The 20,920-nt window shown below is 65.7% G+C and carries 17 protein-coding genes; all 17 read left to right on the top strand.

All coding sequences use genetic code 11. From position 1 onward, the window contains the following. The first annotated feature begins 80 nt into the window (after positions 1–80). The 17 genes from ggt (at position 81) to otnI (ending at position 20,631) form a co-directional block, all read left to right on the top strand. Complete coding sequence (ggt, locus tag CLU87_RS02905) at positions 81–1,868, top strand: gamma-glutamyltransferase (RefSeq protein WP_099729442.1); 1,788 nt, start codon at positions 81–83, stop codon at positions 1,866–1,868. Positions 1,869–2,062: 194 nt separating this feature from the next. Further along, positions 2,063–3,343: a C4-dicarboxylate transporter DctA gene (locus CLU87_RS02900; RefSeq protein WP_099729441.1), complete on the top strand. Its 1,281-nt coding sequence runs from the start codon at positions 2,063–2,065 to the stop codon at positions 3,341–3,343. Positions 3,344–3,381: 38 nt separating this feature from the next. Beyond that, positions 3,382–4,086: a GntR family transcriptional regulator gene (locus CLU87_RS02895; protein WP_099729440.1), complete on the top strand. Its 705-nt coding sequence runs from the start codon at positions 3,382–3,384 to the stop codon at positions 4,084–4,086. Between the two features lie 198 nt (positions 4,087–4,284). After that, complete coding sequence (locus CLU87_RS02890; protein ID WP_099729439.1) at positions 4,285–5,772, top strand: nucleobase:cation symporter-2 family protein; 1,488 nt, start codon at positions 4,285–4,287, stop codon at positions 5,770–5,772. A 450-nt stretch (positions 5,773–6,222) separates the two neighbouring features. After that, positions 6,223–8,529 carry an NADP-dependent malic enzyme gene (locus CLU87_RS02880; protein ID WP_099732010.1) on the top strand — a complete coding sequence of 769 codons (2,307 nt, stop codon included), beginning with the start codon at positions 6,223–6,225 and terminating at the stop codon, positions 8,527–8,529. A 294-nt stretch (positions 8,530–8,823) separates the two neighbouring features. Then, positions 8,824–9,855 (top strand): ABC transporter substrate-binding protein, encoded by a 1,032-nt coding sequence (locus tag CLU87_RS02875; RefSeq protein ID WP_099729438.1) that lies wholly within the window; start codon positions 8,824–8,826, stop codon positions 9,853–9,855. Between the two features lie 72 nt (positions 9,856–9,927). Further along, complete coding sequence (locus CLU87_RS02870) at positions 9,928–10,752, top strand: ABC transporter ATP-binding protein (RefSeq protein ID WP_056060735.1); 825 nt, start codon at positions 9,928–9,930, stop codon at positions 10,750–10,752. An 18-nt stretch (positions 10,753–10,770) separates the two neighbouring features. Continuing rightward, positions 10,771–11,538 (top strand): ABC transporter permease, encoded by a 768-nt coding sequence (locus CLU87_RS02865; RefSeq protein ID WP_055394856.1) that lies wholly within the window; start codon positions 10,771–10,773, stop codon positions 11,536–11,538. Next, positions 11,531–12,019, top strand: coding sequence for a nucleoside deaminase (locus tag CLU87_RS02860; protein WP_255409855.1), 489 nt, complete (start codon positions 11,531–11,533; stop codon positions 12,017–12,019). Before CLU87_RS02865 ends, CLU87_RS02860 begins: the two co-directional genes overlap by 8 nt. Before the next feature lie 130 nt (positions 12,020–12,149). Next, complete coding sequence (locus CLU87_RS02855; protein ID WP_099729436.1) at positions 12,150–13,193, top strand: patatin-like phospholipase family protein; 1,044 nt, start codon at positions 12,150–12,152, stop codon at positions 13,191–13,193. 109 nt (positions 13,194–13,302) lie between these two features. After that, positions 13,303–14,082, top strand: coding sequence for a FadR/GntR family transcriptional regulator (locus CLU87_RS02850; protein WP_099729435.1), 780 nt, complete (start codon positions 13,303–13,305; stop codon positions 14,080–14,082). Positions 14,083–14,381: 299 nt separating this feature from the next. Beyond that, complete coding sequence (locus CLU87_RS02845; RefSeq protein WP_099729434.1) at positions 14,382–15,758, top strand: GntP family transporter; 1,377 nt, start codon at positions 14,382–14,384, stop codon at positions 15,756–15,758. 34 nt (positions 15,759–15,792) lie between these two features. Continuing rightward, positions 15,793–16,704 (top strand): L-threonate dehydrogenase, encoded by a 912-nt coding sequence (gene ltnD, locus CLU87_RS02840; RefSeq protein ID WP_099729433.1) that lies wholly within the window; start codon positions 15,793–15,795, stop codon positions 16,702–16,704. Then, positions 16,701–17,978 (top strand): 3-oxo-tetronate kinase, encoded by a 1,278-nt coding sequence (gene otnK, locus CLU87_RS02835; protein WP_099729432.1) that lies wholly within the window; start codon positions 16,701–16,703, stop codon positions 17,976–17,978. Before ltnD ends, otnK begins: the two co-directional genes overlap by 4 nt. 17 nt (positions 17,979–17,995) lie before the next feature. Beyond that, positions 17,996–18,685, top strand: coding sequence for an aldolase (locus tag CLU87_RS02830; RefSeq protein WP_099732009.1), 690 nt, complete (start codon positions 17,996–17,998; stop codon positions 18,683–18,685). Between the two features lie 56 nt (positions 18,686–18,741). Then, positions 18,742–19,809: an alpha/beta fold hydrolase gene (locus CLU87_RS02825; RefSeq protein ID WP_099729431.1), complete on the top strand. Its 1,068-nt coding sequence runs from the start codon at positions 18,742–18,744 to the stop codon at positions 19,807–19,809. Positions 19,810–19,833: 24 nt separating this feature from the next. Continuing rightward, positions 19,834–20,631: a 2-oxo-tetronate isomerase gene (gene otnI, locus CLU87_RS02820; RefSeq protein WP_099729430.1), complete on the top strand. Its 798-nt coding sequence runs from the start codon at positions 19,834–19,836 to the stop codon at positions 20,629–20,631. Positions 20,632–20,920: the final 289 nt, after the last annotated feature.

Raw genomic sequence — 20,920 nt, 5'->3', positions numbered from 1 at the left:
GACCTACACTGGCACGGGCGCATCCATCGACTGGGTGCGCCCGTTGTCATTTCCAGATTCCACACACCAGGAGATATCCCATGAACATTCGTCATACGCTGCTGGCTGGCAGCGTTGTGCTGGCCCTGGCCAGCCTCGCGGCCTGCGGCAGCACGCCGCCGGTAGCCACGGCTGCACCCGCGCCCGCAGTGCAGCAGACCGCCTCGGCCCAGGCCGCCAGTGCAGCCTATGACTTCGACATGGATGTGTTCCACCCCGTGGTGGCACGCAATGGCATGGTCGCCTCCGAGCAGGAGCTGGCCTCGCAGATTGGCCTGGACATCCTCAAGGCCGGTGGCAACGCTGTGGATGCGGCCGTGGGCATTGGCTTTGCGCTGGCCGTGGCCCTGCCCAATGCGGGCAACCTGGGTGGTGGCGGCTTCATGATGGTGCACGACGCCAAGACCGGCAAGAGCGTGGCCCTCGACTTCCGCGAAGTGGCGCCATCGAAGGCCACGCGCGACATGTACCTGGATGCCAAGGGCAATGTGGTGGACGGCAAGTCGCTGTACACCCACTATGCCGTGGGCGTGCCCGGTACCGTCGCGGGCATGGAACACGCGCTCAAGAGCTGGGGCACCCTGCCCCTGTCGCGTGTGATCGCCCCGGCCATCGAACTGGCGGACAAGGGCTTCCCGGTGAGCGAAACGCTCGCCAAGATACTGCAGCAAGAGAAGAAGAACATGGGCAAGTGGCCTGCCACCCAGGCCATCTTCTGGAAGAACGGCGAACCCCTGAAGGTGGGCGACCCGCTGGTGCAAAAAGACCTGGCGCAATCCATGCGCCTCATCGCACAGCAGGGCGCCAAGGCGTTCTACGAAGGCGAGATCGCCCAGAAGATCGCCGCCGAAATGGCACCCCACGCAGGCGCCATCACCCTGCAAGACCTGCGCGAATACAAGGTGGCCGAACGCGTCCCCACGCGTGGCACCTACCGTGGCTACGAGATCGTGACCATGCCGCCACCCTCCTCGGGCGGCCCGCACCTGGTGCAGATCCTGAACATGCTGGAGCCCCTGCCCCTGGCCCAGTGGGGCCCCAACAGCGCGCAGACCATCCACCACATGGCCGAGAGCAGCAAGCTGGCATACGCCGACCGCTCCGAATACCTGGGCGACCCAGACTTCGTGAAGATCCCGCTGAAGGGCCTGACCTCCAAGCGCTATGCCGAATCGCTGGCCAAGGGCATCGACCCCAACCGCGCACGCCCGGCCAAGGAGATCAAGCCCGGCCAGCCACAGCCGTATGAGAGCGACCAGACCACCCACTACTCGGTGGTGGACAAGGCCGGCAACGCCGTGGCCGTGACCTACACGCTGAACACCAACTTCGGCAGCGGCATCGTCGCCAAGGGCACGGGCATCCTGCTCAACAACGAGATGGACGACTTCTCGGCCAAGCCCGGTGTGGCCAATGCCTATGGCCTGGTCGGTGGCGACGCGAACGCAGTGGCCGCCAAGAAGCGCCCCTTGTCGTCCATGACGCCCACCCTGGTGCTCAAGGACGGCAAGCCCACACTGGTGACCGGCAGCCCTGGCGGCGCGCGCATCATCACCACGGTGCTGCAGACGGTGGTCAACACCATCGACTTCGGCATGAACCCTGCGGAGGCCGCAGCGGCACCCCGCGTGCACCACCAGTGGACGCCGGACGAGCTGCGCGTGGAAAAGGGCCTCTCGCCCGACACCATTGCCCTGCTCAAGCAACGCGGCCACAACATCGCGCTCAAGCCTTCGATGGGCCGCACGCAGACCATCCAGATCCGTGGCGGCGCGCTGTACGGCTACTCGGACCCCCGCAACCCCGACGGCAAGACCCTCGGCTACTGATTGCCAGCGCCCGCTTCATGCGGGCGGTCTGTGCTTGTCAACATTTGCGAGGCCACGCCCCACAAGGGCGTGGCCTTTTTTATTGCCGCCTCTGGCAACCCCATGCGGGCATACCCTCATACCGCCACTCTTCAGACTTGCCTACAGTTCTTGTATGCAAGATTTGCGTTCAAAAAGCTACTGAAGGAGTTGGCATGCCCCGGTTTTTCAAATCCCTTTTTGGTCAGGTGGTGCTGGCCTTGATAGCCGGTGTGGTGGTGGGCCTTGTGTGGCCCGACACCGCCATCGCGCTCAAGCCCCTGGGAGACGGCTTCATCAAGCTCATCAAGATGCTCATCCCGCTCATCGTCTTCTGCGTGGTGGTGCATGGCATTGCAGGCACTGGCGACCTGCAACGGGTAGGCCGGGTGGGCGTCAAATCGCTGATCTACTTCGAGGTGGTCACCTCCATCGCCCTGGTGCTGGGCTTGGCGCTGGCGTTCTGGTTCGAGCCCGGCGTGGGCATGAACGTGGACCCCAATGCGCTGGACCCCAAAGCCATGGGCGCCTACGCCGAAAACGCCAGCAAGCTCACCGGCGGCGGCTTCACCGACTTCTTGCTCAAGCTCATACCAACCACCGCCGTGAGCGCGTTCGCCAACGGCGATGTGCTGCAGGTCCTGCTGTTTTCCATCGTTTTTGGCTGCGCCCTGGCATTGATCGGTGAGCGCGGGGCGCGGGTCACCGGCCTGATCGATGACCTGTCGCATGTGCTGTTCAAGACCATGGGCCTGATCATCAAACTCGCACCGTTGGGTGTGCTGGGCGCCATCGCGTTCACCGTGGGCAAATACGGCCTGGGTTCCCTCAAGCAGCTGGGCATGCTGGTGGCGCTGTTCTACGCCGCGGTGGTCATCTTCGTCGTGGTGGTGCTGGGCCTCATCATGCGGGTGTCGGGCTTCAGCCTGTTCAAGCTGCTGCGCTATCTGCGCGAGGAACTGGCCGTGGTGTTTGCCACCACGTCGTCCGACAGCGTGCTGCCCCAGATCATGGCCAAGCTCAAGCACATGGGCATCCGCGATTCGACCGTGGGCCTGGTGATCCCCACGGGCTACTCGTTTAACCTGGACGCGTTCTCGATCTACATCACACTGGCCGCCGTGTTCATCGCCCAGGCCACCAACACGCCGATTTCCATGGCCGACCTGCTGACGATCCTGGCGATCTCGCTGGTCACCTCCAAGGGTGCACACGGCGTGCCCGGCTCGGCCATCGTCGTGCTGGCAGCCACCTTGCAGGCAATCCCTGCAATCCCGGCGATTGGCCTGGTGCTGGTGTTGTCGGTGGACTGGTTCATGGGCATCGCCCGCGCGCTGGGCAACCTCATTGGCAACTGTGTCGCCACCGTGGCCGTGGCAGCCTGGGAAGGCGACATCGACCGCGAACGCGCCCACGCCGTGCTGGACGGCCGCGAGCCACCCTCGCCGCGTGCCTGATCGGGCAAGCCCCCGACACAGCACGCGACAATTCGGCCATGAGCATCAACCAGACCCAGATCGCCCAGCAGGTGGTGGAATCCATCCTGGCGCAAAAACTCTCGCCCGGCGAGCGCCTGGGCGAGCAGGAGCTGGCCGATCTGTTCGGCGTGAGCCGCACGCTGGTGCGCGAGGCCCTGATGCAGCTGCAGGCACGGGGCTTTGTGGAAGTGCGCTCGCGCCGGGGCTGGTACGTGGTGGAGCCCTCGGTGGAGGATGCACGCGACGCGTTCTCCGCCCGGCGCATCATCGAATCAGGCATCCTGGCCGATGCGGGCCGCCCGCTGCAGAGCGTGACCCGCCGCCTGCGTGCGCACATCGCCGACGAACAGCAGGCCATCGAAGGCGCTGACGCTGCCACACGCGCCTTTTTGCTCGCAGATTTCCACGTCTGCCTGGCCGAAGCGATGGGCCACCGCAGCCTGAGCGACATCCTGCGCGACCTCACGGCGCGCACCACCCTGGCCGCGTCGCTGTACCAGTCGCAGCACGCGGCCAGCCAGTCTTGTGCGGAGCATGCCGCCATTGTGGAGGCGCTGGAGGCCGGCAACACCACCCTGGCCCGCGAACGCATGCTCGCCCACATTGGCCATGTGGAAGGCGCCCTCAACCCCGGCCAGCCGCTGGTCCGCGACCGCCTGCGCGAGTCGCTGGCACCGCTGACCAGCCAACGCACCAAGGCGGCATCCACGGACCTGGGCTAGCCCACGCCGGACGCGCCCGGCCCCCAAGCTCCCCATCGCCTGCGTCCACGGCCGGCGGGTAATTTGCTGCGCCCCTCTAAGGGTTAACCGGGATAAGCGCGCCCGGTCATTTTGTATACGATTTTTGTATGGACATCTGTGCACCATTCGGCACAGGTTTCCATTCCGTATTCAAAAACCAACCCCCGAAGGACACCCATGAACCCGCCCGTACACCCCGTGGACGAACACCTGCCCCTGGGGCGACTCACGGCGCTGGGCCTGCAGCATGTGCTGGTGATGTATGCGGGTGCCGTGGCGGTGCCGCTCATCGTGGGCCGCGCGCTCAACCTCACGCCCGACCAGGTAGCCAAGCTGATCTCGGCCGACCTGTTTGTGTGCGGGCTGGTCACGCTGATCCAGGCGCTGGGCGCCTCGCGCTGGTTTGGCATTCAGCTGCCGGTGATGATGGGGGTGACCTTTGCCTCTGTGGCGCCCATGATCTCGATGGCGCAGACCACGGGCGGCACCGCCGGTGCCGGGCTGATCTTTGGCTCGGTGATTGGCGCGGGGGTGATCTCCATCCTGATCGCTCCGATGGTGAGCCGCATGCTCCGTTTCTTCCCGCCGGTGGTCACCGGCACCATCATTGCGGTCATCGGCATCAGCCTGATGCGCGTGGGCATCAACTGGATCTTTGGCAACCCCGTCGGCCCCACGGCGCCCAGCGTGCCCAACCCCGAGCACCTCAAGTGGCTGGCCGATGCGCAGGCCGCTGCCGGAGCCCCCGGCTCGTCACTGCCACCGGTGCCCAAGGGGTTTGCGGTGGTGCCCACGGTGCCCAACCCCAAGTACGCCGACCTGACCGGTGTGGGCATCTCGGGCCTGGTGCTGCTGTCCATCCTGCTGATTGCCAAGTTTGCCAAGGGCTTCGTCGCCAACATCTCGGTGCTGCTGGGCATCGTCATTGGTGCGGTAGTGGCCGTGGCGCTGGGCATGATGAACTTCGACAAGGTGGCCAAGGCGCAGTGGTTTGACCTGGTGCTGCCGTTCGAGATTGCCGGCCCTGTGTTCGACCCCATCCTGATCCTGACCATGACCCTGGTGATGATCGTGGTCATGATCGAATCCACCGGCATGTTCCTGGCCCTGGGCGAGATGACCGACCGCAAGGTGGACCAGGCAGCCCTCACGCGCGGCCTGCGCACCGATGGCCTGGGCACGCTGCTGGGTGGCATCTTCAACACCTTTCCGTACACCAGCTTCTCGCAGAACGTGGGGCTGGTCGCCGTCACCGGCGTCAAGAGCCGCTTTGTGTGCGTGGCCGGCGGCGTGATCCTGATCGTGCTGGGCGTGCTGCCCAAGATGGCCGCACTGGTCGAGTCGCTGCCCACCATGGTGCTGGGCGGCGCGGGGCTGGTGATGTTCGGCATGGTGGCGGCCACAGGCATCCGCATCCTGGGCGGGGTGGACTTCAAGACCAACCGCTTCAACGCCATGATCGTGGCCGTTTCCATCGGCGTGGGCATGGTGCCGCTGATCGCGCCCAACTTCCGCCAGTGGATGCCGCACGCTATCCACCCGCTGATCGAATCCGGTATCCTCCTGGCCTCGATCACGGCGGTGGCCCTGAACGTTTTCTTCAATGGCGCCAGCCGCGACACCTCCGCCGCTGTCAACGCCGCACGCCAGGCCGACGCCCACTAGCATCCCGCCTGCCCGCTGCCGAAAACCTGCCACTGCCCGCGTGGCCCCGCCCCCTGTCCGCCACGGCTGCCAGGGGGTTTTGGCCTTAGAGCCTGTTCAAAGTCTTTTTGGAGATCGCATTGGAGTGCAATCGGGATGAGTGGATGCGTCGGGTGCGCCGCATGGGCTCGTGCCCATGCAAGCAGCCGGGGCGTCCAATCACCCGATTTCACTCCAACCCTTCGGGCAAGTGCCTTGCCGGGCGGTCTGCGGCGTTGCGGCGCTTGCCAATAGCATGGGCTATTGGCAGCGCACCGCGCCTGGCATCCCATCCCGGCAAGGGACTTGTGCGACTCCAAAAAGACTTTGAACAGGCTCTTATGCTGCATCCGCATAAACCTGCATGCCAGCCGCCCACGCCATCGGGTACCCTTGTTTTTGCTTTCCGCCCAGGACTTCCAGGATTTCCGCATGACACAGAACATTTCCGCCGCCGAACAGGCCCTGCGCGACGCTGCGCGCGAATACCACCGCAACCCCACCCGGGGCAAGATTTCGGTCACCCCCACCAAGCCTTTGTCCAACCAGCGCGACCTGTCGCTGGCCTACTCGCCGGGCGTGGCTTACCCATGCCTGGACATCGCTGCCGACCCTTCCAAGGCGTTTGACTTCACCTCGCGCGGCAACCTGGTCGCGGTGATCACCAACGGCACGGCGGTGCTGGGCCTGGGCGACATCGGCCCACTGGCCAGCAAGCCGGTGATGGAAGGCAAGGGCTGCCTGTTCAAGAAGTTCGCGGGCGTCGATGTGTTCGACATCGAACTGGCCGAGCGCGACCCCGACAAGCTCATCGAGATCATCGCGGCGCTGGAGCCCACGCTGGGCGGCATCAACCTCGAAGACATCAAGGCGCCCGAGTGCTTCTACATCGAACGCGAACTCAGCAAGCGCATGAACATCCCGGTGTTCCATGACGACCAGCACGGCACGGCCATCATCAGCAGCGCGGCGCTGCTCAATGGACTGGAGCTGGTGGGCAAGCAGATCGACCAGGTGAAGATTGCCGTGTCGGGCGCGGGCGCGGCCGCCATTGCCTGCCTGAACGTGATGGTGGGCCTGGGTGTGAAGATCGAGAACGTCTTTGTCTGCGACTCCAAGGGCGTGATCTACGAAGGCCGCCCCGGGGGCTACGACGAATCCAAGGCGGCCTACGCGCAAAAGACCGACGCCCGCACGCTGGCCGATGCGGTCAACGGCGCCGACGTGTTCCTGGGCTGCTCGGCCCCCGGCGTGCTCACGGCCGAGATGGTCAAGACCATGGGCCCTAAGCCCATCATCCTGGCCCTGGCCAACCCCGAGCCTGAAATCCGCCCCGAACTCGCCAAGGCCATCCGCCCCGACTGCATCATCGCCACGGGCCGGTCGGACTACCCGAACCAGGTCAACAACGTCCTGTGCTTCCCGTACATCTTCCGCGGCGCACTGGACTGCGGCGCCACCAAGATCACTGAGGCCATGAAGCTGGCCTGCGTGCGCCAGATCGCCGACCTGGCCAAGGCCGACATCAGCGAAGAAGTGGCCAGCGCCTATGCAGGCAAAGAGCTGACCTTTGGCCCCGATTACCTCATCCCCACGCCGTTCGACTCGCGCCTGATCCTCAAGATCGCGCCCGCCGTGGCCAAGGCCGCTGCTGAATCGGGCGTGGCCACGCGCCCCATCGAAGACATGGAGGCCTACAAGGAAACGCTGTCGCGCTTTGTCTACCAGACCGGCATGCTGATGCGCCCCGTGATCAACGCGGCCAAGGCCCTGCCCGATGCACAAAAGCGCGTGGCCTACGCCGACGGTGAAGACGAACGCGCCCTGCGCGCTGCGCAGATGGCCATCGACGACAAGATCGCCACGCCCATCCTCATCGGCCGCCCCGCCGTGATTGCCGCGCGCATCGCCAAGGCCGGCCTGCGCATGCAGCTGGGCAAGGACGTGGAGGTGTGCAACCCCGAGGACGACCCGCGCTTTCGCCAGTACTGGGAGCACTACCACCAGCTCATGAAGCGCAACGGCGCCTCGCCCGAAGTGGCCAAGGCCGCCGTGCGCCGCTCCAACACCATCATCGCCTCGCTGATGGTCAAGCTGGGCGATGCTGACGCCATGATCTGCGGCCTGGTGGGTACCTACGAAACGCACCTGGAACGCATCCACAGCATCATTGGCCGCCAGGAAGGTGCCCACAACTACGCTGCCCTGAACGCGCTGATGACCAACCGGGGCACGCTGTTCATTGCCGACACCTACGTGAACGAAGACCCCACGGCCCAGCAGCTGGCGGACATCGCCTGGATGTCGGTGCAGGAGGTGCAACGCTTTGGCATCCCGCCCAAGGTCGCCTTCCTGTCGCACTCCAGCTATGGCTCGTCCAAGCGCGCATCGGCCCGCAAGATGCGCGAGGCGCGCGACCTGTTCGTGGCCGCCCACCCCGAGATCGAGTGTGATGGCGAGCTGCACGGCGATGCCGCGCTGGAGCCGAACATCCGCAACGCCTACATGGCGGATTCGACCCTGACGGACTCGGCCAACCTGCTGATCTGCCCCAACCTGGATGCTGCCAACATCCTCTACAACGTGCTCAAGACGACCACCAGCGGTGGCGTCACGGTGGGCCCCATCCTGATGGGCGCCGCTGCCACGGCCTACATCCTGACCCCGGCCGCCACCGTACGCCGGGTGCTCAACATGACGGCCCTGGCCGTGGCCAGCGCTGCCGCCCGGCCACGCTGAGCGCGCTGTGCCGTGCTGACCTGAGCGCAGGCCGTGAGCAGGCCTGCCCACACACCGTTGCAACGGGGCCCTCGGGCCCCGTTTTTCATGGGCAAGCCAACCCCTGGCCCTGCGCATGCACCATTTCGGGAAACCCAGCATGCTGACGCGCACCACTTCGGTGAACAATGGGGCGCAGCAAAGCACCCGCGTACACAAACCGGGCATCGTTTTTGCTGACTGCAGGACCATGGCCCATCAAAGGGGCCAGTGCCTTCCCTCACCGAATTTCCCCTCGCCCGACAGGAGCCCCGAATGAAAAAAAGACTGTTCATGCAAACCGCCGCCGCCCTGGCCCTGATCGGCAGTACCTCGCTGGCCCAGGCGCAGGCCACCACGCCCATCAAGTTCCAGCTGGACTGGCGTTTTGAAGGCCCTGCCGCACTGTTCCTGCAACCCGTGGCCAAGGGCTACTTCAAGGCCGCAGGCCTGGACGTGACAGTGGATGCGGGCAACGGCTCCGGCGGCGCGGTGCAGCGCGTGGCCTCGGGCACCTACGACATGGGTTTTGCCGATCTGGCCGCCGTGATGGAGTTCCACGCCAACAACCCCGACGCGCAGAACAAGCCCGTGGCGGTGATGGTGGTCTACAACAACACGCCCGCCTCGGTCATGGCGCTGAAAAAGAGCGGCATCACCAAGCCCGCCGACCTGGCCGGCAAGAAGCTGGGCGCCCCCGTGTTCGACGCAGGCCGCCGCGCGTTTCCCATCTTCCAGAAGGCCAACGGCATCGGCGCCGTGACCTGGACCGCCATGGACCCCCCGCTGCGCGAAACCATGCTGGTGCGCGGCGATGTGGACGCCATCACCGGCTTCACCTTCACCTCGCTGCTCAACCTGGAAGCCCGGGGCGCCAAGGCCGCCGATGTGGTGGTGCTGCCCTATGCCGACTTCGGCGTGAAGCTGTATGGCAATGTGATCATCGCATCGCCCAAGCTCATCAAGGAGAACCCGGCCGCCATCAAGGCGTTCCTGTCGGCCTTCACCAAGGGCGCCAAGGAAGTCATTGCCAACCCCGCAGCCTCCATCGAATACGTGAAGGCGCGCGACGGCATCGTGAACGTGCCGCTCGAAACCCGTCGCCTGCAGCTGGCCATCGACACGGTGATCAACAGCCCCGACGCCCGCACCGAAGGCTTCGGCCAGCTCAAGCCCGGCCGCCTCTCGCTGATGGCGTCGCAGGTGTCCGATGCGTTCAACACCAAGACCCGTGTGAACGCCGACGATGTGTGGAACGCCAGCTTTCTGCCCAGCGCTGCCGAGCTGAACATCCTGCCGAAGAAGTAAACACTATTAATTTGATAGCTGCAGGCGCATGATTGACTAGCGCTTGCAGCCGTTATGAGCACAAAGACTTCCATGCAGGCTGCTGACAACTATTTTGTGGACTTCCGGGACGTCTGGCTTGCCTACAACGACGAGCTGCGCGCCAAGAACCAGTTTGCGGTCGAAGCCATCGACCTGCAGGTACGCCAGGGCGAATTCATCGCCATCGTGGGCCCCTCGGGCTGCGGCAAGTCCACCTTCATGAAGCTGGCCACCGGGTTGAAGATGCCCTCCATGGGCAAGATCCTCATCGACGGGCAGCCGGTGACGGGGCCGCTGAAGGTCTCGGGCATGGCCTTCCAGGCGCCTTCGCTGCTGCCCTGGCGCACCACGGTGGATAACGTGCTGCTGCCGCTCGAAATCGTCGAGCCCTACCGCAGCAACTTCAAGCAAAAACGCAAGGAATACGAAGAGCGCGCCCGCAAGCTGCTGCAAAAGGTGGGGCTGGCGGGCTATGAGGACAAGTTCCCCTGGCAGCTGTCGGGCGGCATGCAGCAGCGCGCCAGCATCTGCCGCGCGCTGATCCACGAGCCCAAGATGCTGCTGCTGGACGAGCCGTTTGGCGCGCTCGATGCCTTCACCCGCGAGGAGCTGTGGTGCATCCTGCGCGACCTGTGGACCGAGCAGCAGTTCAACGTGATCCTGGTCACGCACGATCTGCGCGAATCGGTCTTCCTGGCCGACACGGTGTATGTGATGAGCAAGAGCCCCGGCCGGTTTGTGGTGCGCAAGGAGATCGAACTGCCCCGCCCGCGCGACCTGGAGGTGACCTACACCAAGGAGTTCACCGACATCGTGCATGAACTGCGCGGCCACATCGGTGCCCTGCGAAAAGCAGGCGCGCCCATCCAGCAGTAACCCGAAGACCTTCCCACCATGCACAAGAAAACCGTAGAGCGCTGGTCCCCCTGGCTGCTGCTGACCGCCACCATTCTGCTGTGGCAAATCATCTGTTCGGCCTTCAGCGTCCCCGAATTTCTCTTCCCCAGCCCCTGGGTCATTGCCACGCAGCTGGTCGAGTTCAGCGGCGTGATCGCCGCACACGCTTGGCGCACCTACTGGGTCACGATGGCGGGCTTTGGCATTGCCATCGTGGTCGGCGTGCTGCTAGGTTTTGTGATCGGCAGTTCTCGCCTGGCCTATGCCGCCGTGTACCCGCTGATGACAGCCTTCAACGCACTGCCCAAGGCCGCCTTTGTGCCCATCCTGGTGGTGTGGTTCGGCATTGGCGTGGGCCCGGCCATCCTCACGGCGTTCCTCATCAGCTTCTTCCCCATCATGGTCAACATCGCCACCGGCCTCGCCACGCTGGAGCCCGAGCTGGAAGACGTGCTGCGCGTGCTGGGCGCCAAGCGCTGGGACGTGCTGACCAAGGTGGGCCTGCCGCGCTCCATGCCGTACTTCTACGGCTCGCTCAAGGTCGCCATCACCCTGGCCTTTGTGGGTACCACGGTGTCGGAAATGACCGCAGCCAACGAAGGCATTGGCTACCTCCTGATCAGCGCGGGCTCGTCCATGCAGATGGGCCTGGCCTTTGCGGGCCTGATGGTGGTGGGCGCCATGGCCATGGTGATGTACGAGCTGTTCAGCTGGATCGAAAAACGCACCACGGGTTGGGCGCACCGGGGTTCTCAAGGTGAATAACCCGACGGCGTTGAGCGAAGCCCAGGCAGCCACGCTGCTGCGCCGCGCCAACGCCGTGGCCCAGCGCGCCAAGGACATGGGCCGCCATCCCTTCGGCGCGCTGCTGGTTGCGCCCGATGGCGAGACCGTGCTGGCCGAGCAGGGCAACATCGACACCGTGAACCATGCCGAGAGCACGCTGGCCCGCACGGCGGCGGCCAACTATCCCGGCGCTTATCTCGCCCAGTGCACGCTGGTCACCACCTTCGAGCCCTGCGCTATGTGTGCAGGCACCATCTACTGGGCGGGCATCGGCCGCGTGCTGTATGGCGCCGAAGAAGCCGCCCTGCTCGCCCTGACGGGCGACCACCCCGAGAACCCCACGCTGGCCCTGCCTTGCCGCACGGTGTTTGCGAGCGGCCAGCGCCCCACCGAGGTGCTGGGGCCGGTGCCTGCGCTGCAAGACGAGATCACGGCCCTGCACCGCGATTTCTGGCGGTAGTTGGCTCTGGCGCTTGTATGCCAAGCGCAAGCAGCTCCTCTTTCAGGAGCAAAAGACACCACCAACCGGTGACTCGGCACCCTGCCGCTATACTGCCCGCCCCGTTTGGACGACAGCAGGATCACACCGCATGCGCTTGACCATTCTTTTGCGCCTTCTGGCCCTTGGGGCCGCAGCAGGTCTGGCCGCATGCGGTGGCACCGCGCCGACCCAGCCAGCGGCGGGCGACGCGTCACCTGCCGCTGCGACCACATCCACCACGCCACCCATCCGCATTGGCATCGCCCTGGGCGGTGGCGCGGCCAAAGGCTTTGCGCACATCGGCGTGATCAAGATGCTGGAGGCCAATGGCCTGGCGCCCGCCGTGGTCTCGGGCACCAGCGCAGGCAGCGTGGTCGGCGCGCTGTATGCCAGCGGCATGAACGCCTTCGAGATGCAGGAAAAGGCCGTGGCACTGGACGAAGCCAAGATCCGCGACCTGCAGCTGTCGTCCGGCGGGCTGGTACTGGGGCAAAAGCTCGAAGACTATGTGAACGAGCAGGTGCGCCGCAAGCCGCTGGAGCAGATGGCCAAGCCCTTCGTCGTGGTGGCTACGCGGCTGGAAGACGGCGAGCGCACGGTGTTTGCACGCGGCAACACCGGCCAGGCCGTGCGCGCATCGAGCAGCGTGCCCGGTGTGTTCCAGCCCGTCACCATCGGCAAATACCATTTTGTGGATGGCGGCATCGTGAGCCCTGTGCCTGTGGATGCCGCACGCCAGCTGGGCGCCGACATCGTGATCGCGGTGGATATCTCCAACAAGGCCCGGGGCCAAACGCCGGGCAACATGCTGGGTGCGCTGAACCAGTCGATTGCCATCATGGGCCAGAAGCTGGGCCAGGCCGAGCTGGCGCGGGCCGACGTGATCATCCGCCCCCAGGTGCTCGACATTGGCGCCGCCGACTTCAGCCAGCGCGCCAATGCCATCGTGGAAGGCGAGAAGGCCGCGCTGGCCGTGATGCCGCAAATCCGCGAGCGTGTGGCCCAGCTCCAAGCCGAGCGCAGCAAGGCGGCGGCGCAAGCCCAGCAGAAGGCGGCCGAGGCGCAGCACCAGGCCTGCCTGGACAACCGCAGCCGGCTGCAGAAGCTGGCGGGCCTCGCCAAACTGGACGACTCCTGCCCGGCGCCCAAGTAGCGCGGCAAACAAACGATTCCGGCGCAGTGCCCTTCGGGTAAAGTCAACTGCGCCCCGGCCTGCCAGTACATCCCGGCACCGACTTCACGCCCCACTGCCCGCCCCACCCATGTCTTCGCCGTTCTCCGCCGTCAAACCCAGCGCCAAGCTCTCCGACCAGGTGGCCAGCGCGCTGGAGGCCGAGATCCGCGCGGGCCGCATCCAGGCGTCCGACAAGCTGCCCACCGAGGCGGTGCTGGCGCAGCAGTTCCAGGTGAGCCGCACAGTGGTGCGCGAGGCCATCTCGCGCCTCAAGTCGCTGGGGCTGGTGGACTCGCGCCAGGGCAGCGGCGTGTATGTGCTGGCTCCGGGCATCGAGCCGCTGCAGTTCGATGTACCCCTGGCCGCATCGCGCGAGGCGGTGATGCAGATCGTGGAGGTAAGGCGTGCGCTGGAGGCTGAGGTGGCCGAGCTGGCGGCCCTGCGGCGCACCGATGCAGACATGGCCGCCATACGCGCCGCCATGCAGCACATCGCCGACGCCGTGCGTGCAGGCCGCGACGGGGTGGAAGAAGACGTTCTGTTCCACCGCGCCATCGCCCGGGCGGCAGGCAACCCGTTCATGATCAGCACGCTGGACTATCTGGCGCAGTTCCTCAAGGGCGCCACCCGCGTGACCCGTGCCAACGAGGCGCGCCGCACCGACTTTGCCGATGCGGTGACCCACGAGCACAGCCACATCGTGCGCGCCATCGAGGCGGGCGACCCGGTGGCCGCGCGGGCGGCTGCCGCGCAGCACATGAAGAACGCACTGGCCCGCATCGAGCAGGCCGACCTCACGTTCTGGGCCCAGGACGGCGCTCGGCTGGCCCAGCCGCTGGTGGCCGCGTCCACACCGCTGGTGTTCTGAGCCACGTCCCAAGCCTGTGCGCCGGGCTTGCGTCTCAACACATCAGTGATCTGCTACATATTTGGTAGCTTCTCAGGCATATTGCACTAGCGCTTGAGCACCAAAACGCCTCAAAACCGCTTCCCCCTCCATGCCCACGCACTGGCAGCCGCGGGTTAACCCGTAGCAGTGCCGTGCGCGATAATTTGTATGATAACCATATAAACACACCAACCAAGGTGCAGCTGGAACCCCCTGCAAGGCCGCTTTGAGCGGCTCCAGCCTGGGTCTGCCCCTTCCATCCCGGAGATATCTCGTCCATGTCCACCCTTGCACTTCTCGGCATCGGCGCCGGCAGCATTGCCCTGCTCCTGTTGCTCATCATCCGCTGGCAGGTCCACGCCTTCGTGGCGATGATGCTGGTGAGCTTTCTGGTGGCGTTTGCCACGCAGATGCCCATTGGCGACATCATCAGCACGCTGATTGCGGGCATGGGCGGCACGCTGGGTTCGGTCGCCATCCTGGTGGCGCTGGGCTCCATGCTGGGGCGCATGATCGAGGTCTCGGGCGGTGCGGCCAGCCTGGCCAACCGCTTCACGCAGCTGCTGGGCCCCACACGGGTGCCCATGGCCCTCACGGCCGCAGCGCTGGTTCTGGCCATCCCGGTGTTTTTTGACGTGGGCTTCATCATCCTGGTGCCCATCGTCTACGGCTTTTGCAAGGCAGCGGGCGTCAACCCCATCAAGTTCGGCCTGCCCGTGGCGGGCATCATGCTGGCCGCACACGTGGTGGTGCCACCGCACCCAGGCATCGTGGGTGGGGCAGCCATCGTCAAGGGCGACATTGGCTGGATCACCATCATTGGCCTGGCCATCTGCATCCCGCTGGCGGCGCTGTCGCAGTATGTGTCGGGCTGGCTCAACCGCAAGGGCTACCCCCTGCTGCCCACCACGGCCGAGCAGTTTGCGGCCTTTGGCAGCAGCCAAGAAGGCGCGGACTCCAAGGCCCCCAAGGCTGCCGCTGCCCCCGGCGTGGGCACCATCATGGCGCTCATCCTGATCCCGCTGGCCCTCATCATGGCCGGCACCACCGGTGCCACGCTGCTGCCCAAGGGCGACAGCCTGCGCAATGTATTGGGCTTCATCGGCTCGCCCATCTTTGCGCTGATGGTGGCCGTGGGCCTGGCGATGTTTCTGCTGGGCCGCAACCAGGGCTGGAACCGTGAGCGCACCAACGCCATCATGGAATCTGCCCTGCCCCCTGCCGCCACCGTGATCCTGGTGACGGGCGCAGGCGGCGTGTTTGCCAAGGTGCTCACGGCCAGCGGCATTGGCGCTGCGCTGTCGCAAAGCCTCACGGCCACGCACCTGCCGCTCATCCTGTTGGCGTTCATCATCTCTTTGGCGCTGCGTGCCGCGCAGGGCTCGGCCACCGTGGCCATCATCACCACCTGCGGGCTGCTGGCCGATGCGATGGCGGGTGGCGGGTATTCCCCCTTGCAAGTGGCGCTGCTCACGGTTGCCATTGGCTTCGGCAGCCTGGGCCTGTCGCACGTCAACGATTCGGGCTTCTGGATCGTGACCCGCTACCTGGGCCTGAGCGTGGGCGATGGCCTGCGCACCTGGACCGTGTTGACCACGGTGCTGGGCATCGCAGGTTTCGCAATGACCGCCCTGCTCTGGGCCCTAGTGGCCTGAGCCCCCTTGACCGTTTTCTTGAAGGACTGACAACATGACAAAACCCACCGTCGGCATCATCGGCCTGGGCGCCATGGGCGCTGGCATTGCCAAGACCCTGCGCAACAACGGCTTCACCATCCACGTCTGCGACGTGCGCCCCGGCGTGGCCGATGCCTTTGTGGCCGATGGCGGGACGGCCCACGCCACCACCGCCGCACTGGCAGCGGTGAGTGATGTGGTGGTATCGGTGGTGGTCAACGCCGCGCAGACCGAGAGCGTGCTGTTCGGCGACGATGGCCAAGGTGGCGCAGCAGCGGCAATGCGCCCCGGCAGCACCTTTGTGATGTGCTCCACGGTGGACCCCAACTGGTCCGTGGCGCTGGAAGCCCGCCTGAACGTCCTGGGCCTGCACTATGTGGACGCGCCCATCTCCGGTGGCGCCGCCAAGGCCGCATTAGGCCAAATGACCATGATGACCTCGGCCAAGCCCGAGGCCTATGCCGCTGCGGGTGCCGTGCTCGACGGCATGGCAGGCAAGGTGTACCGCCTGGGCGACAAGGCGGGCGCGGGCAGCAAGGTCAAGATCATCAACCAGCTGCTGGCCGGTGTGCACATTGCCGTAGCCGCCGAAGCCATGGCCCTGGGCCTGCGCGAAGGCGTGGAGGCCAGCGCCTTGTATAAAGTGATCACGAACAGCGCGGGCAACAGCTGGATGTTTGAAAACCGCATGGCCCATGTGCTGGCGGGCGACTACACGCCGCTGTCGGCCGTCGATATCTTTGTGAAGGACCTTGGCCTGGTGCTGGACACCGCACGCGCTAGCAAATTCCCCCTGCCGCTGGCCGCCACGGCGCACCAGATGTTCATGCAAGCCTCCACCGCAGGCTTTGCCAAGGAAGATGACAGCGCAGTGATCAAGATCTTCCCTGGCATCACGCTCCCCGAAGGCAAGGACAAGGCATGACCCGCGCACGTGCACTGCTGGGCTGCATTGCCGACGACTTCACCGGCGCGACCGACCTGGCCAACAACCTGGTGCGCGCAGGCATGCGCGTGGTGCAGGCCATGGGCGTGCCCACGGCACCTTTGGATGCGGAGGCCGATGCCATCGTGGTCGCGCTCAAGTCGCGCACCATTCCCAAAGAAGAGGCCATCGCCCAATCGCTGGCCGCGCTGCAGTGGCTGAAGGCACAGGGCGCCGAGCAAATCTATTTCAAGTACTGCTCCACCTTTGACAGCACGGTCGAAGGGAACATCGGCCCCGTGACCGATGCGCTGATGCAGGCGCTGGGCACCGACTTCACCATCGCCACGCCCGCCTTCCCCGACAACAAGCGCACCGTGTTCAAGGGCTACCTGTTTGTGGGCGACGTGTTGCTGAACGAGAGCGGCATGCAGAACCACCCGCTCACGCCCATGACCGACCCCAACCTGGTGCGCGTGCTGCAAGCGCAGACGGCCAGCCGCGTGGGCCTGATCGACCACAGCGTGGTCGCTCAGGGCGAGGCCGCTATCCGCGCACGCATCGATCAACTGAAGGCCGAGGGCGTGCGCATGGCCGTGGTGGATGCTGTGTCCAACGCCGACCTGCTGCGCCTGGGCCCTGCCCTCAAGGGCATGCCGCTGGTCACCGCAGGCTCGGGCGTGGCCATTGGCCTGCCGGGCAACTTTGGCGTGGCCCCCAGCAACGAGGCCGCCCGCCTGCCCGCCGCGCAAGGGCTGCAGGCCATCGTGTCGGGCAGCTGCTCGGTGGCGACCAACCAGCAGGTGATGGATTTCATCAAGGCAGGCAAGCCTGCTCTCGCCATCGACCCGCTGCGCATCGCCGCAGGCGTGGACGTGGCTGCCGAAGCGCTGGAATGGGCTGAGGGCCACATCGGCCAAGGCCCGGTGCTGGTGTATTCCACCGCCGAACCTTCGGCTGTGCGCGCCATTCAAGGCAAGCTGGGTTCCGAGAAAGCCGGTGCCATGGTGGAAGAGACCATTGCCGCCATTGCACGCGGCCTGGTGCAGCGCGGTGTGCGTCAGCTCATCGTGGCGGGCGGTGAAACATCCGGTGCCTGCGTGCAGGCCCTGGGCATCACGCAAATGCGCATTGGCGCGCAGATCGACCCCGGCGTGCCGTGGTGCCATGCGGTGGCGCCCGACGCCAAGGACGGGCTGCACATCACGCTGAAGTCGGGCAATTTTGGCAGCACCGACTTTTTCACCAAGGCTTTTGCACAATTGCTGGCATGACCTCTACCCCCGCCTTCATGGATGAAGCCCAAGCCCGCGACGAAATCTGCCGCGTGGGCCGCAGCCTGTTTGAGCGGGGCTATGTGCACGCCACCGCAGGCAACATCAGCGTGCGCCTGGCCGATGGCTACCTCATCACCCCCACCGATGCCTGCCTGGGCACGCTGCAGCCCGAGCGGCTGGCGCGCCTGGACGCACAAGGCCAGCAGGTGGCGGGCGACCGGGCCAGCAAGACCATTGCGCTGCACCGGCAGATTTACGAGGCCTCGGCATCGACAGCAGCCCCTGCGCACTGCGTAATCCACACGCACAGCACACACCTGGTGGCCTGCTCGCTGCAGGCCGACACCGCTGCAGGTGGCCAACTGGCGCCCGATGCGCAATTGCTGCCCCCCATCACGCCCTACTTTGTGATGAAGGTGGGCCGGGTGCCGCACATCCCTTACCACCGCCCGGGTGATGCTGCCGCTGCAACGCTGGTGGCGCAGACCATCACCCGCTATGCCGCACAAGGCAGCCCTGTGCGCGCCGTGATGCTGGCGCGCCTGGGGCCCAACGTGTGGCACGACACGCCCGCCGCCGCCATGGCCGTGCTGGAGGAGCTGGAAGAAACCGCACGCCTGTGGATGCTGTGCCAGCCTCGCCCCACGTCGCTGACCGAGCCCCAGATCGAGGAGCTGCGCCAGAGCTTTGGTGCCCACTGGTAACCGGCGGGCTGCGCACAAGGCGCGGGGATGAAAGAACATACCCAAGGAGACAAACCATGACCCTTTCTTTCTGGCGCAAAGCCTTTGCCCCCATGCTGCTGGGCGTGCTGGCCACAGGCGGCGCATCGGCTGCGGACTACCCCGCCCCCAAGCACGGCGAGTGGGTCGTCAAGGATTTCCGCTTCCACACCGGCCAGACCCTGCCCGAACTCAAGCTGGCCTACTCCACCGTGGGCGAACCCACCGGAGAGCCGGTGCTGGTGCTGCATGGCACCAACGGCTCGGCAGAGAGCATGCTCACGCCCGGCTTTGCAGGCACGCTGTTTGGCCCCGGCCAGCCGCTGGATGCACGCAAGTACTTCATCATCCTGCCGGACGCCATCGGCACCGGCCGCTCCAGCAAGCCGTCAGACGGCCTGCGCGCCGCCTTTCCGGCCTACAACTATGACGACATGGTGCAGGCGCAGTACCGTCTGTTGACCGAGCACCTGGGCGTGCGTCATGTGCGCGCCATCATCGGTAACTCCATGGGCGGCATGCACACCTGGGTGTGGGCCCAGCGCTACCCCGATTTCATGGACATTGCCGTGCCCATGGCCTCGCTGCCCGCCGCCATGTCGGGCCGCAACTGGATGATGCGCCGCCTGCTGGTGGATGCCATCCGCAACGACCCCGAATGGCAGGGTGGCAATTACACCCGCCAGCCCCGCAGCCTGCAGTTTGCGTCGGTGTTCTTTGGCACCGGCACCAACGGGGGCAACCAGGGCTTGCAAAAGCTGGCCCCCAACCGCGCTGCGGCCGATGCGCTGGTGGAGCAACGCCTCAAGGCCCCTTTCCGTGGCGATGCCAACGACCACATCTACCAGTGGGAAGCATCGCGCGACTACGACCCCGAGCCCGGGCTGGAACGCATCACCGCGCGCGTGCTGGCCATCAACTCGGCAGACGATGAGCGCAACCCACCCGAGCTGGGCGTGCTGGACAAAGCCATCGCCCGCATCCCGCACGCCCAGGCCTACGTGATCCCTGCCAGCGCCGACACCCTCGGCCACAGCACGGTGGGCCTGGCGCGCTTTTACCAAGACCGGCTGGCGCAGGTGCTCACCCACGCACCGCGCCGCTGACCGCTTTTTTCTCAGGAATCTTTCATGCCCCGCTTCGCCGCCAATCTGTCCATGCTCTACAACGACGTGGACTTTCTCGACCGTTTTGCCGCCGCTGCCCGCGATGGCTTCCAGGCGGTGGAGTACCTTTTTCCCTACGCCTACCCGGCGCAAGAACTGGCCACACGGCTGCAAGCCAACGGCCTGCAGCAAGTGCTGTTCAACGCCCCGCCCGGCAACTGGGACGCGGGCGAACGCGGGCTGGCCTGCCTGCCCGGGCGCGAGGCCGAGTTCCGCGAAGGCATTGCCAAGGCCATCGACTATGCCAAGGCCCTGCAGTGCCCCCGCATCCACGTGATGGCAGGGCTGGTGCCCCAGGGGGCAGACGCAGCCACCGTGCGCTCCACCTACATCACCAACGTGCGCTACGCCGCCGAGCAGGCTGCGCCCCATGGCATACAGATCCTGCTGGAGCCCATCAATGGCCGCGACATGCCCGGCTTCTTCCTCAGCCGCCAGGACCAGGCCCATGCGCTGATCGCCGAGATCGGCGCCGCCAACGTGAAGGTGCAGATGGACCTGTACCACTGCCAGATCGTGGAAGGCGACCTGGCCATGAAGGTGCGCCAGTACCTGCCCACGGGCAACGTCGGCCACTTCCAGATTGCCGGTGTGCCCGAGCGCCACGAACCCGATGTGGGCGAGATCAACTACACCTATCTGTTCAAGCTGTTGGACAGCCTGGACTACGACGGCTGGATTGGCTGCGAATACCGCCCCGCGCGCGGTGCCGCCGCCCACGCCACCAGCGACGGGCTGGGCTGGCTCAAGCCCTGGCTGTAAAGACCTGCCTCGCACCACAGTTGCCGTTGCACGCCTGACGCTGGTGCAGCGCGCACCATGGCGCGGCACGCGGGGGCGTTCGGGCATGGTTTCTCCTTGGGTTGGCATGGCACAGATCCTGCAATTACGCAGACGCCAAGAGTAGAAGCGTTCAGCGGCCACCGCCCGGAAATTGCTCTTGAAGCATGCAATGGACTGACGCCACCACGGGCGCGCAGGACTGTGCGTCTTCAGGAGGCCGGTGCCCCCACCCCGCAGCCCCAGCGCCCTGTCGGTTGATTGCATGCAC

This window comes from Acidovorax sp. 59 (assembly GCF_002754175.1).
GTDB lineage: Bacteria > Pseudomonadota > Gammaproteobacteria > Burkholderiales > Burkholderiaceae_C > Acidovorax > Acidovorax delafieldii.
The sequence above is the reverse complement of the archived record's forward strand: the minus strand, read 5'-3'. Positions and strand labels throughout refer to the sequence as shown.

What these genes read in the sequence shown, in the direction of transcription:
- ggt (WP_099729442.1), top strand. Translation starts at nt 81, where the DNA reads ATGAACATTCGTCATACGCTGCTGGCTGGCAGCGTTGTGCTGGCCCTG.
- CLU87_RS02900 (WP_099729441.1), top strand. Translation starts at nt 2,063, where the DNA reads ATGCCCCGGTTTTTCAAATCCCTTTTTGGTCAGGTGGTGCTGGCCTTG.
- CLU87_RS02895 (WP_099729440.1), top strand. Translation starts at nt 3,382, where the DNA reads ATGAGCATCAACCAGACCCAGATCGCCCAGCAGGTGGTGGAATCCATC.
- CLU87_RS02890 (WP_099729439.1), top strand. Translation starts at nt 4,285, where the DNA reads ATGAACCCGCCCGTACACCCCGTGGACGAACACCTGCCCCTGGGGCGA.
- CLU87_RS02880 (WP_099732010.1), top strand. Translation starts at nt 6,223, where the DNA reads ATGACACAGAACATTTCCGCCGCCGAACAGGCCCTGCGCGACGCTGCG.
- CLU87_RS02875 (WP_099729438.1), top strand. Translation starts at nt 8,824, where the DNA reads ATGAAAAAAAGACTGTTCATGCAAACCGCCGCCGCCCTGGCCCTGATC.
- CLU87_RS02870 (WP_056060735.1), top strand. Translation starts at nt 9,928, where the DNA reads ATGCAGGCTGCTGACAACTATTTTGTGGACTTCCGGGACGTCTGGCTT.
- CLU87_RS02865 (WP_055394856.1), top strand. Translation starts at nt 10,771, where the DNA reads ATGCACAAGAAAACCGTAGAGCGCTGGTCCCCCTGGCTGCTGCTGACC.
- CLU87_RS02855 (WP_099729436.1), top strand. Translation starts at nt 12,150, where the DNA reads ATGCGCTTGACCATTCTTTTGCGCCTTCTGGCCCTTGGGGCCGCAGCA.
- CLU87_RS02850 (WP_099729435.1), top strand. Translation starts at nt 13,303, where the DNA reads ATGTCTTCGCCGTTCTCCGCCGTCAAACCCAGCGCCAAGCTCTCCGAC.
- CLU87_RS02845 (WP_099729434.1), top strand. Translation starts at nt 14,382, where the DNA reads ATGTCCACCCTTGCACTTCTCGGCATCGGCGCCGGCAGCATTGCCCTG.
- ltnD (WP_099729433.1), top strand. Translation starts at nt 15,793, where the DNA reads ATGACAAAACCCACCGTCGGCATCATCGGCCTGGGCGCCATGGGCGCT.
- otnK (WP_099729432.1), top strand. Translation starts at nt 16,701, where the DNA reads ATGACCCGCGCACGTGCACTGCTGGGCTGCATTGCCGACGACTTCACC.
- CLU87_RS02830 (WP_099732009.1), top strand. Translation starts at nt 17,996, where the DNA reads ATGGATGAAGCCCAAGCCCGCGACGAAATCTGCCGCGTGGGCCGCAGC.
- CLU87_RS02825 (WP_099729431.1), top strand. Translation starts at nt 18,742, where the DNA reads ATGACCCTTTCTTTCTGGCGCAAAGCCTTTGCCCCCATGCTGCTGGGC.
- otnI (WP_099729430.1), top strand. Translation starts at nt 19,834, where the DNA reads ATGCCCCGCTTCGCCGCCAATCTGTCCATGCTCTACAACGACGTGGAC.